The sequence below is a fragment of the Blautia sp. MSK.18.38 genome, assembly GCF_024460535.1.
Classification (GTDB): Bacteria; Bacillota; Clostridia; order Lachnospirales; family Lachnospiraceae; genus Blautia_A; species Blautia_A fusiformis.
In genome coordinates, this window is record NZ_JANFYP010000006.1 from 95,663 (window position 1) to 113,539 (window position 17,877).

Consider the following 17,877-nt stretch of genomic DNA (forward strand, 5'->3'; position numbering starts at 1 on the left):
CTCCGCCTTGTTTCGTATATTTGAATTTGGTGTATAGAAGGTTTCCGAAAAAATTTCAGTCTTTTGATTCTGGTTGTACTCTTATGGCTGCGGTGTTAAAATGAGGACAGCAGAATAGAAAACCATGAACAGATGAAGGAGCAAAACACATGCAGCAGGCATTACTGGATCAGCTGAGAAAGATCACAGAGGAAGAGAGAAAAATCCTGGATGGAGAAGCAGAGGTGGATAGAGATCTCTACACATCCGGTCGGGACTTTACTGTGGACAGCCGTAAAATGCTGAAAGAAGGCAGGCTGATCGCTGTGCGTACACACACCCGTTTTGTGTATTTTCCGGCTCACAGGCATAATTTTGTGGAAGTGCTGTATGTGTGTGAGGGATCTCTGACTAATATCATTGACGGAAAAAAAGTCATAGTTAACAAAGGCGAGCTGCTTTTTCTCAATCAGTTTACGAAGCATGAGATTCTGAAAGCGGGGCAGAATGATATTGCGATCAATTTTATGGTGCTGCCGGAGTTTTTTGATGTGGCCTATTCCATGGCGGGCAATGACAATATGCTGGCAGATTTTCTGGTGAATGTCCTGCGACAGGATGAAGAGCGTGGGGAATATCTTCATTTTAAGGTTGCGGAAGTGCTGCAGATCCAGAATCTTCTGGAAAATATCATCTATTCTCTTGTAAACGGTGAGGAGAACAGAGAGCGGATCAATCAGACCACAATGGGCCTGATATTCATGTATCTGATAGAATCGGTGCAGTATGTGGAGATGCGTCTGCCCAATCAGTACGAAAATATGATCTCTATGACAACACTGGATTATATTGAACAGAAATACCGGACTGCTACGCTGACGGAGCTTTGTGGTCGTCTGCATCTTCCCATGCATGTCCTCAGTAAGATGATCAAGAAAAGCACAGGGTTTAATTTCAAGGAACTTCTTCAGAGAAAACGTCTGAACAAGGCTGTAGAGCTGATGTGTGAAACAGATCTGCCTGTCAGTGACATCATTGCGGCTGTAGGCTATGAAAATAACAGTTATTTTCATCGGGTATTCAAGGAACATTATCACATGACACCACGGGCGTTCCGGGTGAAAAACAGTGAGAAAGAACAGGTGAGGCTGTAACAGCCTCACCTGTTTTTTTAAATATCATGGAATTGTCCGATCTTGTTTTTGATCCGCTGCATTTCGTTATCCATATCGATCACAGTGCGGGCGCAGTTCAGCAGTTCATTGCTGACATCCTCATAACCGTCCATTTCTTCGATATTCTGCTTGTAACGCAGCTGATGCTCCAGAGTTGCCCAGAAATCCATACCGTTGGTACGGATCTGGATCTCTGCACGCATGGGAGTTTTTCCCTTGGAGAAGAATACGGGGATTTCCACGATCATGTGATAACTGCGGTAGCCGTTTGGCTTTGGATTTTTGATATAGTCCTTTACCTGGATGACGGTAATGTCATCCTGCCTGGTGATCAGGTCTGCAATAGTGTAGATATCATCGATAAAGGCACAGACAACACGGATGCCTGCCACGTCATTCAGCTGATTCTGAATATTCTCCGCAGTAAACTCATAGCCGAGCTTTTTGAGCTTTTTGTAAATGCTTTCCGGCTTTTTGATCCTTGTTTTGATGAAGGAGATCGGGTTACGTTTATATTCCAATGAAAATTCATCGTTGAGGACTTCCAGCTTGGTGCGTACCTCACGGACCGTACATCGATACATCATCATCAGATCATTAAATTTTGCGGAATTTTTGATAAAAACCTGTGGATCAGGGGTATCCAGCCAGGTGTTTGTATTTCTTTCAGCCATAGTGTTTTTCTGGTGAAACTCCTTTCTTATGTAATATTTATAACAATTACTTTCATACAATTATAGAACAAAATGATATTTTTTTCAACATTTGTATTGACATATCAGAAAAGCTGTGCTATTTTATAGAAAAAGTTTAATTAAGTAAACCACTAAACCACTAAACCGTTGAAGCGGAGATAAAGATATTCATGCGCGCACAGAGAGTCCGGGAGGGTGAGAGCCGGGTCGAGAGGCAGTTTATCAAATGGACCGCAGAGGGCACAGGGAAAGATATTTTCGGGTATCAAGTATTCTGTGACGTGAGGGCATACGTCAGTTGCCGGGAATATGAAGGTATTCCGCCAAGTGCACGGGTCAGACCGTGAATCAGGGTGGCACCGCGGGTGATTTTGAATTTAGAGCTCGTCCCTGACAGAACCAGATTCTGTCGGAGACGGGCTTTTCTTTGATTTCATGAGCAAGCAGCGAATGCAGATCACGAATGTCCCGTCCTCCGGTAAGGAATGAAAAACTCAGGAGGGCCTGTATATGTATCCAACATTAGAAAAAATCAAAGAACTCGCACAGTCAGGCGAATACCGGCGAATCCCTGTATGCAGAGAGCTGTATTCCGACCGCTATACACCCGTAGAAGTCATGAGGACCTTACGCACAGCCAGCAGACATTGCTATCTTCTGGAAAGTGCCAGCCAGACAGAGGTATGGGGACGCTATTCCTTCCTGGGATATGAGCCATCCATGGAGATCACCTGTACAGACGGAAAGCTTCAGATCCGCAGGATCCATGAGGACGGAACTGAAGAAAAAACCGTACAGCAGGCGAAGCATCCGGGAGATGCTATTCGGGAGATCCTGAAAGAATACAAAAGCCCGGTGCTGGAAAATATGCCGACCTTTACCGGAGGTCTGGTAGGATATTTTTCCTACGATTATATTAAGTACAGCGAGCCGAAGCTGAAGCTTACCGACGAGACAGTACAGGATTTTCGGGACATGGATCTGATGCTTTTTGACCAGGTGATCGCCTTTGACCATTACAGACAGAAGGTGCTTCTGATCACCGGTGTGATGACGGATGATCCGGAAAATTCCTATCAGAAGGCGGAAGCAAAATTAAAAGAGATGGCAGATCTGATCCGAAACGGAAAACAGAAGGAATTTCCGTCTTTGAAACTGAAATCTTCCATTGAGCCGCAGTTCCCGAAAGCAAAATACTGTGAGATGGTTGAGAAAGCGAAGCATTACATACACGAAGGAGATATTTTCCAGGTGGTGCTCTCCAATCCGATGCGAGCGAAAGCAGAGGGAAGTCTGTTTGATACATACCGTGTTCTCAGGGCTACCAATCCTTCGCCGTATATGTTTTATTTTTCCAGTGATGATATTGAGATTGCAGGAGCCTCCCCGGAAACACTTGCCAGGCTTGCAGGAACAGAATTAAGTACCTTCCCGCTTGCAGGAACAAGACCAAGAGGCAAGACAAAAGAAGAAGACCTGGCGCTGGAAAAAGGACTCCTGGCTGATGAGAAGGAACGTGCCGAGCATAACATGCTGGTGGATCTTGGTCGAAATGATATCGGAAAGATCAGTAAGATCGGTACCGTGAACGTAGAAAAATATATGTGCATCGAGCGTTTTTCTCATGTGATGCATATTGGTTCCACAGTTACCGGCCAGATCCGGAATGACAGGGATGCGGTGGATGCAGTGGATGCCATCCTTCCGGCAGGAACACTTTCCGGAGCACCGAAATTCCGTGCCTGCCAGATCATCCAGGAACTGGAACAGAGCAAGCGAGGCATTTACGGCGGTGCTATCGGATATCTGGATTTTGCCGGAAACCTGGATACCTGTATTGCCATTCGCCTGGTTTATAAGAAAAACGGTGAGATCTGTATCCGGTCAGGAGCAGGGATCGTAGCAGACAGTATTCCGGAAAGTGAATTTCAGGAGTGCTGCAACAAGGCAAGAGCCGTTGTACAGGCAATTGAAACTGCACAGGAGGGACTGGAATGATAGTACTGATCGATAATTATGATAGCTTTTCCTACAATGTTTACCAGCTGATCGGTTATGTGGAGCCGGATATCAAAGTGGTAAGAAATGATGAAGTGACCATCAAAGAGCTGGAGGCCATGAAGCCGGAGGCATTGATCCTTTCCCCTGGTCCGGGAAAACCGGAGGATGCGGGAATCTGTATTGAATCCATAAAATATTTCAAAGACAAGCTGCCGATCCTGGGTATCTGCCTTGGACATCAGTCCATCTGTGAAGCCTTCGGAGGGACAGTATCCTACGCAAAAGAGCTGATGCACGGAAAGCAGAAAGAGATACATAAAGTTGGAAAGAGCCGGATGTTTGAAGGACTTCCGGAAACTTTTCCGGCAGCCAGATATCACTCACTGGCAGCTATCCGGGATACTTTACCGGAGAAACTGGTTGTTACCGCTGAGTCTGAGGACGGAGAGGTGATGGCACTGGAGCATAAAGAATATCCGATATTCGGATTACAGTTCCATCCGGAATCTGTTATGACACCGGATGGAAAAACAATGATCGAGAACTTTATGAAGGTTATCAGAGACAGATAAGACCGAGAACAGCAATCCATAAAAGATAGAATCGTTACAGAACAGGAGGAAACAACAATGATCAAAGAAGCAATCATCAAGCTTTCAAAAAAAGAAGATCTTACATATGACGAAGCAGAAGCCGTAATGAATGAGATTATGGACGGAGCGGCAACACCGGTACAGATGGCATCCTACCTTACTGCACTTTCCCTGAAAGGAGAGACTATTGATGAGATCACTGCATCAGCAGCCGGAATGCGTGCACACTGCATCAAGCTTCTCCACGATATGAATGTTCTGGAGATCGTAGGAACCGGTGGTGACGGAGCAAACTCCTTTAACATTTCCACGACATCTTCTCTTGTGATCGCAGCAGGTGGCGTTCCGGTAGCAAAACACGGAAACCGTGCAGCATCTTCCAAGAGCGGTGCAGCAGATGTTCTGGAAGCACTTGGCGTAAAGATCACCATCCCGCCGGAAAAAAGTGCAGAGATCCTGAAAAAGATTAACATCTGTTTCCTGTTCGCCCAGAATTATCATATTGCCATGAAATATGTGGCACCGATCCGTAAAGAGCTGGGAATCCGCACGGTATTTAATATCCTCGGACCATTAAGCAACCCGGCAGGCGCAAACATGGAGCTGATGGGAGTCTTTGACCAGTCTCTGGTAGAGCCGCTGGCACAGGTTATGATGAAGCTTGGCGTGAACCGCGGAATGGTAGTTTTCGGGCAGGATAAGCTGGATGAGATCTCCATGAGCGCACCGACTTCTGTGTGCGAGATCAAGGACGGATGGTTCCAGTCCTATGAGATCACACCGGAGCAGTTCGGCTATACACGCTGCAGCAAAGAAGATCTGGCAGGCGGCACACCGGCAGAGAACGCAGAGATCACAAAAGCCATTGTAAACGGAAACGAAAAAGGCCCGAAGCGTCAGGCGGTCTGCATGAACGCAGGTGCAGCACTTTATATCGCCGGAAAGGCAGAGAGCCTGGAAGCCGGCGTAAGAAAGGCTGAAAACCTGATCGACAGTGGTGCAGCTGCTGCTAAGCTTGCGGAATTTATCAAATTAAGTAACGAGATTTGAAAATAATAGCGGCAGAAGAGAAATCGGCAATCCCTATCGGAAGAGATACGAACGGAAACATTAATCGGTCAGACTTCTTGAAATTGCCGAATGAGAGTTGAACTGAAATATCAAGGAGACAAACAAAGAATGAGCGAAAAAAACATTCTGGAGGAAATCGCAGAAAAAACAAGAGAACGTATCCGGAAGGAAAAACTTCAGTTTCCCCTGGATCAGCTGAAAATCCTGGCAGAAAAAGCACCACAGCAGCCGTCCTTTCTGGAAGCGTTGAAAAAGCCGGGTATGTCCTACATCTGTGAAGTAAAAAAAGCTTCCCCCTCCAAGGGGCTGATCGCACCGGAATTTCCGTATCTGGAAATTGCGAAAGAATACGAGGCAGCAGGTGCATCTGCGATCTCCTGCCTCACAGAGCCATTTTATTTCATGGGAAGTGACACTTATCTCCGTGAGATCACAGAAACAGTGGATATTCCGGTTCTTCGGAAGGACTTCACGGTGGATAAGTACATGATCTATCAGGCAAAAGCATTCGGTGCATCGGCTTTACTTCTGATCTGTGCTATCTTAAATGACCAGGAACTCCTGGAATACCGAGAGCTTGCAGAAACTCTGGGAATGGATGCACTGGTGGAAGCTCATGACGAGAATGAAGTGGCAAGAGCATTAAAGACAGGTGCAAAGATCGTCGGTGTAAACAACCGTGATCTGAAAACCTTTAAGGTTGATATGAATAACAGCATCCGTCTTCGAAACCTGGCACCGGACAATGTGGTATTTGTGTCTGAGAGCGGAATCAAAAACGCAGGTGATATCGCTATCCTGGAAAGAAACCGGGTAGGTGCAGTCCTGATCGGTGAGACCCTGATGCGAAGCCCGGATAAGAAAGCTGCATTGGAAAATCTGAATGGTGGAGCGCTTGTATAAAGGCCAAACGAAAGAATAGAGCAAATAAGTAACAGAGCTGACCAGCAGCAAATAGTAACGAAACAGGAAGGGGCAGGGTCAGACAGAAAGGGCAGGATTGGCTGAATATGAGAGAACAACCGTTGAAACATGGGAGCAGAACCAGGATCAAGATCTGCGGCCTGACCCGCCCGGAAGATATCCAGGCAGTTAACCAGGCTAAACCGGACTTTGCAGGATTCATTGTAGAATTCCCAAAAAGCAGAAGAAACGTCACCGTGGAGCAATTGAAGGCTCTCCGGGAAGAACTGGATGATAGCATTTTGCCGGTAGGCGTATTCGTCAATGCACCGGTGGAGCTTCCCGCACAGCTTTTAAACGAAGAAACCATCGCACTGGCACAGCTTCACGGCCAGGAGGACGAGAATTATATCAGACAGCTTAAGACCATGACAGACCAGATTCTGATAAAGGCTTTTTCCATAAAAACAGAAGCAGATATAAAGAAAGCGGTCCGTTCGGAAGCAGACTATATTCTGCTGGATCAGGGCGCAGGAGGAACAGGAGAAACTTTCGACTGGAGTCTGGTACCGGCGATCAAACGTCCCTGGTTTCTGGCAGGAGGTCTGGGCTGTGAAAATCTGGAATCGGCCATACATCTGCTTCACCCCTGGGCAGTAGATTTAAGCAGCAGTGTAGAAACCGACGGTCACAAAGACCCGGATAAAATATTAGAAGCAGTATACGCAGTAAGGAACATAAAGGAGGAAATATAACATGTTAAAAGGAAGATTCGGCATCCATGGCGGACAGTACATCCCGGAAACACTGATGAACGCCGTTCTGGAGCTTGAGGAAGCATACAACCATTACAAAAACGACCCGGAATTCAACCGTGAGCTCACAGAGCTTCTCAATGAATACGCAGGAAGACCATCCCGTCTTTACTATGCGGCACATATGACCGAGGACCTTGGCGGAGCCAAGATCTATCTGAAAAGAGAAGACTTAAACCACACAGGAGCCCACAAGATCAACAACGTACTTGGTCAGGTGCTCCTGGCAAAAAAAATGGGCAAGACCCGTGTCATCGCAGAGACAGGAGCCGGCCAGCACGGTGTTGCAACTGCAACCGCAGCAGCACTGATGGGAATGGAATGTGAGGTATTCATGGGAAAAGAAGACACGGAACGTCAGGCACTGAATGTTTACAAAATGCGTCTTCTCGGAGCAAAAGTCCATGCAGTCACAAGCGGAACCGCAACCTTAAAGGATGCCGTTTCCGAGACCATGCGTGAGTGGACAAACCGTATTGCAGATACCCATTATGTACTGGGATCTGTTATGGGCCCGCACCCGTTCCCGACCATCGTACGTGATTTCCAGGCCGTGATCTCCAAGGAGATCAAAGAGCAGATGCTGGAAAAAGAGGGCAGACTTCCGGATGTTGTCCTGGCCTGTGTGGGCGGCGGCTCCAATGCTATCGGAACTTTCTACAATTTCATTGAGGACAAAGACGTTCGTCTCATCGGCTGTGAGGCAGCAGGACGTGGCGTGAATACTGCGGAGACTGCGGCAACCATCGCAACTGGTCGTCTCGGAATCTTCCATGGTATGAAATCTTACTTCTGCCAGGATGAATACGGACAGATCGCACCGGTATACTCCATCTCCGCAGGTCTTGATTACCCGGGTGTAGGTCCGGAGCATGCACACCTTTATGATATCGGAAGAGCAGAGTACGTTCCTGTTACAGATGACGAAGCAGTAGAGGCTTTTGAATATCTTTCCAGAACAGAAGGAATCATTCCTGCGATCGAAAGTGCCCACGCAGTGGCCTATGCGAAAAAGATCGCACCGACACTTGGAAAGGACAAGATCATGGTAGTTACCATTTCAGGACGTGGAGATAAGGACTGTGCGGCAATCGCCCGCTACAGAGGGGAGGATATTCATGAATAAGAGAATTACAGAGGCATTTGCAAACGGAAAAGCATTTATTCCTTTTTTGACCTGCGGAGATCCGTCTCTGGAGGTAACAGAGCAGCTGGTTTATGCAATGGAAGAAGCAGGAGCAGATCTGATCGAGCTTGGGATCCCGTTCTCAGATCCTACCGCAGAGGGACCTGTGATCCAGGAAGCCAATGTCCGGGCATTTGCAGGCGGCGTGACTACAGATAAAGTTTTTTCAATGGTAGAAAAAATCCGTAAAAATACAAAAATCCCAATGGTATTCATGACCTATGCAAACGTAGTATTTTCTTACGGAACAGAGCGTTTTATCAAGAAAGCAGCGGAAGTTGGAATGGATGGACTGATTCTTCCGGATGTTCCGTTTGAGGAAAAAGAAGAGTTTGATGTTGTGTGCAAACAGTACGGCCTTGACCTGATCTCCCTGATCGCACCGACCTCCCATGAGCGGATTGCCATGATCGCAAAAGAGGCGGAAGGCTTTGTTTACTGCGTATCTTCCCTTGGTGTAACAGGAATGCGTACCAGCATTACCACAGATATCGGAGCTATGGTGAAATTAGTAAAAGCTCAGAAAGACATTCCATGTGCAGTAGGATTCGGAATCTCCACACCGGAGCAGGCAAAAAAAATGGCAGATCAGTCAGACGGTGCCATTGTAGGATCTGCGATCGTGAAGCTCTGTGGTGCCTACGGCAAAGACTGCGTGCCGAAGGTGAAGGCTTATGTGAAAGAGATGAAGGATGCGATCAGATAAGTTCCCGGCTGAAATTGGAACACAGATCACAAAGTGTAATAAAAATCTGCTTTATCCCAAAGAAAGGGTAAAGCAGATTTTTTTCTGCTCTGAACAGAGGCCGGAAAAATTGCAGGAAATATCTACTTGACAGTCAGAGACCAAATGATAGATGATATAAAAAAAGGTGAGGAGGAAATTGGGGATGAATCGGGAAGAAGCAAAGAAGAAAGCAGAAGCGCTGGTTGCCAGGATGACTCTGGAGGAAAAGGCCAGTCAGTTAAGGTACGATGCACCTGCAATAAAAAGATTGGGAATTCCGGCGTATAACTGGTGGAATGAGGGACTTCACGGTGTTGCCAGAGCAGGGCAGGCAACGGTTTTTCCACAGGCGATCGGAATGGCGGCAGCTTTTGACCGGAAAAGCGTGGCAGAGATGGCCGGTATCGTGGCAATAGAGGGCAGAGCAAAGTATAATGCATATTCCGTAAACGGTGACAGAGATATTTATAAGGGATTGACGTTCTGGTCTCCTAATGTCAATATTTTCCGTGATCCACGATGGGGTAGAGGCCATGAAACTTATGGGGAAGATCCGTATCTTACAAAAGAACTGGGAGTTTCCTTTGTAAAAGCACTTCAGGGAAATGGGGATACAATGAAGGCAGCAGCCTGTGCCAAACATTTTGCAGTACATTCCGGGCCGGAGGCACTCCGTCATGAATTTGATGCGGAAGCATCCGCAAAAGATATGGAAGAAACGTATCTGCCGGCATTCGAAGGTCTGGTAAAAGAAGCCAAAGTAGAAGCGGTTATGGGAGCTTATAACCGGACAAACGGGGAACCCTGCTGCGGAAGTCCCACATTACAGAAAAAACTCAGAGGCGAATGGAAATTTCAGGGGCATTTTGTATCAGACTGCTGGGCGATCCGTGATTTTCACGAACACCATATGGTAACGGATACAGCCGTTGAATCTGCAGCTCTGGCGATTAATAATGGCTGTGATCTGAATTGTGGAAATACCTATCTTCACATTATGAAGGCATACGAAAAGGGGCTTGTCACAGAAGAAACCATAACCCGGGCAGCAGTGCGGCTTTTTACCACAAGGTATCTGCTGGGGTTGTTTGATGGAAACGAATATGACAATATCTCCTATCTGGAGGTAGAATCTCCCAGGCATCTGGATGCAGCGGAGAAAGCAGCGGAAAAAAGCTTTGTTCTGCTGAAAAATAACGGGATTCTTCCGCTTGATAAAGAAAAACTGAAAACAATAGGGATCATCGGACCAAATGCGGACAGCAGACAGGCGCTGATCGGCAATTATCATGGGACAGCTTCCAGGTATGTTACCATACAGGAAGGCATCCAGGATTATGTGGGAGACGATGTAAGGATCCTTACTTCCAGAGGCTGTGATCTGTTCCGAGACCGGACGGAGCACCTTGCGTTTACCAGAGATCGTATTGCGGAAGCGAAGGTGGTTGCGGAAAACAGCGATGTGGTGATCTTATGTATGGGACTGGATGAGACACTGGAAGGGGAAGAGGGAGACACCGGAAACAGCTATGTATCGGGAGATAAAGAAGATATTGAACTTCCCGGAGTACAGCGAGAACTGATGGAAGCGATCGCAGATACCGGAAAACCGGTAGTATTCTGTCTGCTGGCAGGAAGTGACCTTAATCTGAAATATGCGGCAGAGAAATTTGATGCAGTCATGATGCTGTGGTACCCTGGATGCCAGGGCGGGAAGGCAGCGGCAAGGGTATTGTTTGGAGAAATCTCGCCATCAGGAAAACTTCCGGTGACATTTTATGAAAGCCTGGAAGAACTTCCGGATTTTACCGATTATTCCATGAAAGGCAGAACATATCGCTATATGGAACGAAAAGCACAGTTTCCTTTTGGATATGGTCTGACGTACAGTAAGGTGGCAGTAGATAAAGCAGAGGTCAAAACATGTGGACAGAAGATAAACGTGGAGGTAGAAGTGCAGAATAACGGCGCATATGATACAGAGGATGTTGTTCAGATTTATGTAAAAAATATCGACAGCAAAAATGCCATTCCAAATCCGATGCTGGCCGGTTTTCATCGGATATTCCTGAAGGCGGGAGAATGCCGAAAAATAGAAATCCCAATATGGGAAAAAGCATTCACCGTAGTAGATGAAACAGGAAAACGGATGGAAGAAGGAAAGAAATTTGAAATTTATGCAGGCTGCAGCCAGCCGGATGAAAAAAGCAAAGAACTGACCGGGATCATGCCGGTAAAGATCATCTGGGAAAAATAATAAGAAAATCTAAAGTAACAGGAGGGCGATGCATCAGGTAGCGCCCTCCCTTTATATCTAACGCATAAACAACCGTACCATTTTCTCATAAATCTTCCGATATTTCTGATACCGCATAGGAAGATCGATCCAGGTCTTTTTATCTACAATACTCTTATAATGAGAGAATGTCCGGAAGCCGTCGATGCCATGATAGGATCCCATGCCGCTTTCACCAAAGCCGCCGAAGCCCATATTGCTGGTTGCCAGATGTATGAGGACATCGTTGATACAGCCACCGCCGAAACCACATCGGGAAGTAACTTCCCGGGCATTTTTTTCATCTTCGGTGAAGATATAAAGAGCCAGCGGATGTGCCATGGAATTGATCTTTGTTACGGCACCTCCGAGAGAGTCATAGGTGAGGACCGGAAGTACCGGACCGAAGATTTCCTGCTGCATGACCGGATCTTCGAAGGTTACGTTATCAAGAACCGTCGGCTCGATCTGAAGTGTTTCACGGTTGGAACCACCGCCGCAGACAGTTTTGGAAGGATCGATCAGACTGTTGATACGGTCGAAATGCTTTTCGTTGATGATCTTTCCATAATTCCGGTTCTTCAGTGCTTCTTTTCCATACTGGCGTGTGATCTGTCTGCGAAGCTCTGCGACCAGGGCTTCTTTGATCTCCGGATCACAGTAGATGTAGTCCGGAGCCACGCAGGTCTGGCCACAGTTCAGGAACTTGCCGAATACGATACGTTTTGCCGCAAGGCGGAGATTGGCTGTTTTGTCCACGATGCAGGGGCTTTTTCCACCCAGCTCCAGAGTGACTGGTGTGAGGTGTTCGGAAGCCTTTCTCATGACCTCTTTTCCCACAGACTGGCTTCCCGTGAAGAAGATGTAATCAAAGTGCAGACTGAGAAGATGTGTGTTTTCCGCACGTCCGCCTGTGACAGTTGCAACGTATTTTTCATCGAAACATTCATGGATGAGAAGACGGATCACTTCACTTGTTGCCGGTGAGTAGGCGCTTGGTTTCAGGATGACTGTGTTTCCGGCTGCAATGGCGTCTACCAGTGGTTCTATAGTGAGAAGAAACGGATAGTTCCACGGACTCATAATGAGAACAACACCGTAGGGGGATGGTTTGCGGAAACTGTGGGAATGGAACTGTGCCAGTGGAGTTGGAACGGTCTGTTCTTTTGCGTAGGAGCGGATATTTTTCAGCATATGTGTGATCTCGGAGAGCACCAGTCCGGTCTCACACATATAGCTTTCGAAATTACTTTTTCCAAGATCCTTTTTCAGCGCGGCGTGGATCTGATCTTCGTGTTTCCGGATGGAAGCGCGGAGACGTTTCAGGGCGCTGATGCGAAAATCAAGGTCAAGAGTTGCGCCGGAGTAGAAGTACTGGCGCTGTTTATCTAAAAGCTGGTTGATCTGTTCTTTTTCCATGGAATTGTAGTCCTTTCTGAAAAAACTGTATTCGAAATATCGAAAAAATCTTTCTATGCCAATGGCTGTTTTAGCAATTGCCTGCCGGAGGCATCAGTCTGTAATACAGTGTCTCAAGTTCGCCGGCATCCATCAGCACAGGAACCGGGTACAGAGGATTGGCTTCTTTATCTGCGTAATGGGCAAGCTCCGGGATGTCTGTTTCCTGGATTTCCGGGATATAGTCTCCGATGCCATAGCGTTTTTTCATATCTTTTATTGCATCAATAAACATCCGGGCAGCAGTTTTATCGTCTTCATGTTTATCGCAGAGACCGGCAGTTACGGCAAGGTTGCGGAGTTTGTGAGTGATGGAATCTCCGTATGTTTCCAGTACCATAGGAAGGATCACTGCATTGGCAAGCCCATGTGGAACATTATATTTTCCGCCGAGGGAATGTGCAATTGCGTGGACATATCCAACGTAGGATTTGGTGAAGGCACAGCCTGCGAAATAGGAGGCGCGGAGCATATTTCGTCTTGCTTCAATATTATTGCCGTCTGTGTAGGCGGTATCCAGATTTTCAAAGATCAGTCTGACAGCATCCAGGGCATTTTTTCTTGTGCCAGGTGTAGTGGAATTTCCAATGTAGGCTTCCACTGCGTGAGTCAGGGCATCCATGCCGGTGGTAGCTGTGATAAACGGCGGAAGGCTTAAAGTCACTTTCGGGTCAAGGACTGCGTAGCGTGGGATCAGCGGAAAATCGTTGATGGCATATTTGTGCCGTGTTTCTGCATCGGTAATGACAGCAGCAAGTGTTGTTTCACTTCCTGTTCCTGCAGTCGTGGGGATGGCGATGAGAAGAGGAAGCTTTTTGTGGATCTTCAGGATTCCCTTCATCTGAGCAAGAGACTGGTGTGGCTTGGCAATGCGGGCTGCTGTGGCTTTTGCACAGTCCATACTGGAACCTCCGCCGAAGCCGATGATCGCCTGGCAGTCATTGTCCAGATACATGTGAAGGGCTTCGTCCACATTGACGGTTGTTGGATTGGCAACGGTTTTGTCGTAGATGTGGTAAGAGATGCAGCTTCGCTTCAGTGTCTGCTCCAGTCTTTCTGTAAGGCCAAGGCTTCGGATCCCTGCATCTGTGATGATGAGTACATTGTTATAGTTTCTTTTTTCCAGAACTTCCGGAATACCTTTGACGCTTCCGATGATCTTCGGATTGCGGTAAGGAAGCAGTGGAAGGGCGAATTTAAAGACATTCTGGAAAACCCGGCAGTAAGCTTTTTTTAATGGATTCATGGTAGTTTTCTTTCCTTTTAAAGTCAAATTATTTTATTCTAAATATTATATATAGCAGTTGGAAGGGGAAAAGTCAAGATTGCCGTTTATGGAAGTGTATCGCGAAGCGTGTTGCTGAGAACAGAGTAACCGTAACGTCATAAAAAAGAAAACAGGAAATATAATATTGTCATGGTTGTAAATATCCTTTACACTAAGGGAGTCAAACAGAATCATTATGTAAGGATTGGATATCCAGCGGAAGGCAAATGTCCGCAGGATAGATATTGATCACGGAGGAAATCATGCCAGAAACAGACACATCCGCAAAAAATCCTCTTCACGTATCCGAAGTGGATGATAATTTAAAAGAATTAAGCCCTCACGGTTCCTTTGAGCTGCCGGTGGAAACCTATATGGCGAACTGTGAAATCTTTCATGCACTGTATGACCACTGGCACAGTGAGATGGAGATCATGTATATTGAAAAAGGCAGTGGCTTTGCCAGACTGAACCGGGAGAGCATCCGCCTGAAAAAGGGGGATATCCTGATCGTGAACTGCGGAGTTCTCCATAGTATGCGCACGGATCTTAAGAAGCCTCTTTATTATAAGAGTGTGGTTTTCAGCCTGGGCTTCCTTGCAGGTCAGCCGGGAGATATCTGCCAGGAATGTGTGGTATCACCATTAATAGAAAACAAGGCAGAATTCTGCCATCATATAGAAGAAGGAGATTCCGGATATGAGAAGCTACGGGAAATTTTTCTGGAGATCCATGACTGTCATACGGAGAAGAAGCCATATTTCTATGTGAAGCTGAAAATGCTGTTCTTTGATTTCTTTTATGAGATGCTGACGAAGCATTATATTATCCCGGTAAGCACAGAGCAGAACAAGAGCCTTGCGGCAGTAAAGGAAGTGCTGGATCATATCAGCCTTCACTACCAGGAGAATCTTACCGTTTCAGAGCTTTCCGGACTTTCCAATTACAGTGAGTATTATTTTATGAAGCTTTTCCGCCAGTATACGGGAAAAACCCTGGTGGAATACATCAATGACTTCCGTATGGAGAAGGCGAAGTATCTTCTTACGCATTCCGATGCACCTGTGACGGAGATCGCCATGCAGGTGGGATTTAACAGTACAAGTTATTTTATAAAGAAATTTCAGCAGTCCAATAAGGTTTCACCGCATAAGTACAGGAAGAGTATGAGACAGATCTGAGAAATCTCCCGAAGCAACCGCATATGTATCGGTTATGTTTTTATGCAGAGCTACAGTAAAAAGTGAAAAACAGTCTGACAAATATCTTGCATATCATGACAGGATTGTTATATTTTTGAAAAGAAATGCGTGATATCCTAATATCATCAAAAACAAAGCAAACAACCTTGTAAAAACATATTTCATCCCATCAAGATCCATGAAAGGAGATCAAAATGGAAACATTAAGCAAAGTATTTGAAGACAAATATAACAAAAATGTAAAAGATTGTACAAACGAGGAAATCTATCACGGACTTCTCTCCTGGACAAAGGAGCAGCTGAAGGGCCGCGGCTACCAGGAAGGAAAAAAGAAAATTTATTATATTTCCGCAGAGTTCCTTATCGGTAAGCTTCTTTCCAACAACCTGATCAATCTGGGCGTTTATGATGAAGTTGCGAAATATCTTAAAGAAAACGGAAAAGAGCTTTCCATGATCGAGGAGATCGAGCCGGAGCCATCTCTTGGAAACGGCGGACTTGGCCGTCTGGCAGCATGCTTCCTGGATTCCATTGCAACTCTGGGACTTCCGGGAGAAGGAATCGGACTTAATTATCACCTTGGACTTTTCAAACAGGAGTTTAAGGATCATCTTCAGTTTGAGACACCGAATCCTTGGATCCAGCCGGAGAGCTGGCTTACAGATGCAGGCGTTTCCTATTATGTCCCATTTAAGGGCTTTATGCTGAAATCCACACTGTATGATATTGATGTTGCAGGCTATGAGAACAAAGCGATCAAACTTCGCCTTTTTGATATTGATATTGCAGACGAGAGCATTGTGGGCGAGGGAATCTCCTTTGATAAGAAGGATCTGCTCCACAACCTGACACTGTTCCTTTATCCGGATGACAGCGATGATGCAGGAAGAAAGCTTCGTATCTATCAGCAGTACTTCATGGTAAGCAATGCGGCACAGCTGATCCTGGATGAGGCAACAGCAAAAGGCTGCAATCTTCATGACCTTGCCGATTACGCAGTGATCCAGATCAACGATACACATCCGAGTATGGTAATTCCGGAGCTTATCCGTCTCCTTACAGAGCGTGGAATCGAGTTCGAGGAGGCATGCGAGATCGTATCTCATGTATGCGCTTATACCAACCATACCATTCTTGCAGAGGCACTTGAGAAATGGCCGATCTCCTATCTTGAGGAGGTTGTTCCGGATCTGATGCCGATCATCCGCAAGCTGGACGAGCGTATCAAAGCAAAATATCCGCAGGAAAATCTTGCCATCATCGACAAGAACGACCTGGTACACATGGCACATATGGACATCCACTACGGATTTTCCATCAACGGTGTTGCATCCCTTCATACCGATATCCTGAAGGAGACAGAGCTTCATCAGTTCTATGAGATCTATCCGGAGAAATTCAATAACAAGACAAACGGAATTACCTTCCGCAGATGGCTCCTTCACTGCAACCATCCGCTGACAGAGTACATCACATCCATGATCGGTGACGGCTTCCGCAAGGATTCCTTTGAGCTTGACAAGATGCTTGGCTTCAAGGGAAATCAGGACGTTCTTGCAAATATCCTTAAGATCAAGCAGGATGCAAAGAAGAGATGTGCGGAGTTTATCAAAGCCAACACAGGTGAAGAGATCAATACACACAGTGTTTATGATATCCAGATCAAACGTCTTCATGAGTACAAACGTCAGCAGCTGAATGCACTTTACATCATTGACCGTTACCTGAAGATCAAGGCAGGCGAGAAGCCGCAGCGCCCGGTAACCTTTATCTTCGGTGCAAAGGCAGCTCCGGCATACGTTATCGCAAAGGATATTATCCACCTTCTCCTCTGCTTACAGGAGCTTATCAACAATGATCCGGAGGTTTCCCCGTACATGAAAGTTGTTATGGTGGAAAACTACAACGTAAGTGCAGCAGAGAAGCTGATCCCTGCCTGCGATATCTCCGAGCAGATTTCTCTTGCTTCCAAGGAGGCCAGCGGAACAGGAAACATGAAGTTCATGCTCAACGGCGCTGTAACACTGGGAACCATGGATGGTGCAAATGTGGAGATCAGCCAGCTGGTAGGCAAGGATAATATCTATATCTTCGGAGAGTCCAGTGAGCAGGTTATCGAACACTATGAAAAGGCGGACTACTGCTCCAGAGAGTTTTATGAGAAAGACGAGCGCATCCGTCGTGCAGTAGACTTTATCGTAGGAAACGAGCTTCTTTCTATTGGAAGTGAGGAGCATTTAAGAAGACTGCATCATGAGATCGTAAGCAAAGACTGGTTCATGACTCTTCTTGACTTCGAGGATTATGCAAAGGTGAAAGATCAGGCACTGTCCGATTATGAGGACAGAACCGCATGGGCAGAGAAAATGCTTGTAAATATCGGAAAAGCAGGATACTTCTCTTCAGACAGAACCATCGAAGAGTACAACAGAGATATCTGGCATCTGACACCGGAGAAATAAAACGGTTTTAGGCAGATTGCTCCGGCTCGGAAGAAAAATAGAAAAATAGAAAATAAAAACACCGGCAT

General features: G+C 46.3%; 14 protein-coding genes. 11 read left to right on the forward strand and 3 right to left on the reverse strand.

Features of this window, described 5'->3' with window-relative positions; translation table 11 throughout:
• Positions 1-149 precede the first annotated feature (149 nt).
• Entirely contained in the window at positions 150-1,133 is a 984-nt protein-coding gene (locus tag NE638_RS05655) for an AraC family transcriptional regulator (RefSeq protein ID WP_092068556.1), read from the forward strand.
• A gap of 17 nt (positions 1,134-1,150) precedes the next feature.
• On the opposite strand, the gene NE638_RS05660 is transcribed toward NE638_RS05655, so the two are convergent.
• Positions 1,151-1,828: a GTP pyrophosphokinase gene (locus tag NE638_RS05660; RefSeq protein WP_015527292.1), complete on the reverse strand. Its 678-nt coding sequence runs from the start codon at positions 1,826-1,828 to the stop codon at positions 1,151-1,153.
• Between the two features lie 531 nt (positions 1,829-2,359).
• Between NE638_RS05660 and trpE the strand changes: the two genes are divergently transcribed.
• The 8 genes from trpE to NE638_RS05700 all read left to right on the forward strand — a co-directional run bounded on the left by trpE (position 2,360) and on the right by NE638_RS05700 (position 11,402).
• A complete protein-coding gene (trpE, locus tag NE638_RS05665) occupies positions 2,360-3,847 on the forward strand; it encodes an anthranilate synthase component I (RefSeq protein ID WP_118608412.1) in 1,488 nt (495 codons plus the stop codon).
• A complete protein-coding gene (locus tag NE638_RS05670; protein ID WP_118608411.1) occupies positions 3,844-4,422 on the forward strand; it encodes an anthranilate synthase component II in 579 nt (192 codons plus the stop codon). The genes trpE and NE638_RS05670 overlap by 4 nt, the downstream gene beginning before the upstream one ends.
• 57 nt (positions 4,423-4,479) lie before the next feature.
• Positions 4,480-5,493, forward strand: coding sequence for an anthranilate phosphoribosyltransferase (gene trpD, locus NE638_RS05675; RefSeq protein WP_118368707.1), 1,014 nt, complete (start codon positions 4,480-4,482; stop codon positions 5,491-5,493).
• A gap of 129 nt (positions 5,494-5,622) precedes the next feature.
• Positions 5,623-6,417: an indole-3-glycerol phosphate synthase TrpC gene (gene trpC, locus NE638_RS05680; protein WP_173745897.1), complete on the forward strand. Its 795-nt coding sequence runs from the start codon at positions 5,623-5,625 to the stop codon at positions 6,415-6,417.
• 107 nt (positions 6,418-6,524) lie between these two features.
• Positions 6,525-7,172 carry a phosphoribosylanthranilate isomerase gene (locus tag NE638_RS05685; RefSeq protein WP_173745898.1) on the forward strand — a complete coding sequence of 216 codons (648 nt, stop codon included), beginning with the start codon at positions 6,525-6,527 and terminating at the stop codon, positions 7,170-7,172.
• 1 nt (position 7,173) lies between these two features.
• Positions 7,174-8,358 carry a tryptophan synthase subunit beta gene (trpB, locus tag NE638_RS05690; protein WP_110102898.1) on the forward strand — a complete coding sequence of 395 codons (1,185 nt, stop codon included), beginning with the start codon at positions 7,174-7,176 and terminating at the stop codon, positions 8,356-8,358.
• A complete protein-coding gene (gene trpA / locus NE638_RS05695; RefSeq protein WP_110102899.1) occupies positions 8,351-9,124 on the forward strand; it encodes a tryptophan synthase subunit alpha in 774 nt (257 codons plus the stop codon). Before trpB ends, trpA begins: the two co-directional genes overlap by 8 nt.
• A gap of 184 nt (positions 9,125-9,308) precedes the next feature.
• Positions 9,309-11,402, forward strand: a complete 2,094-nt coding sequence (locus tag NE638_RS05700) for a glycoside hydrolase family 3 C-terminal domain-containing protein (RefSeq protein ID WP_173745899.1) — start codon at positions 9,309-9,311, stop codon at positions 11,400-11,402.
• A 57-nt stretch (positions 11,403-11,459) separates the two neighbouring features.
• On the opposite strand, the gene NE638_RS05705 is transcribed toward NE638_RS05700, so the two are convergent.
• Positions 11,460-12,839 carry an aldehyde dehydrogenase gene (locus tag NE638_RS05705; protein WP_110102901.1) on the reverse strand — a complete coding sequence of 460 codons (1,380 nt, stop codon included), beginning with the start codon at positions 12,837-12,839 and terminating at the stop codon, positions 11,460-11,462.
• 70 nt (positions 12,840-12,909) lie between these two features.
• A complete protein-coding gene (locus tag NE638_RS05710; protein WP_092068531.1) occupies positions 12,910-14,124 on the reverse strand; it encodes an iron-containing alcohol dehydrogenase in 1,215 nt (404 codons plus the stop codon).
• 284 nt (positions 14,125-14,408) lie between these two features.
• On the opposite strand from NE638_RS05710, the gene NE638_RS05715 reads away from it, so the two are divergent.
• Positions 14,409-15,326, forward strand: a complete 918-nt coding sequence (locus NE638_RS05715; RefSeq protein WP_015527280.1) for an AraC family transcriptional regulator — start codon at positions 14,409-14,411, stop codon at positions 15,324-15,326.
• Positions 15,327-15,541: 215 nt separating this feature from the next.
• A complete protein-coding gene (glgP, locus tag NE638_RS05720; protein ID WP_173745900.1) occupies positions 15,542-17,809 on the forward strand; it encodes a glycogen/starch/alpha-glucan family phosphorylase in 2,268 nt (755 codons plus the stop codon).
• Positions 17,810-17,877: the final 68 nt, after the last annotated feature.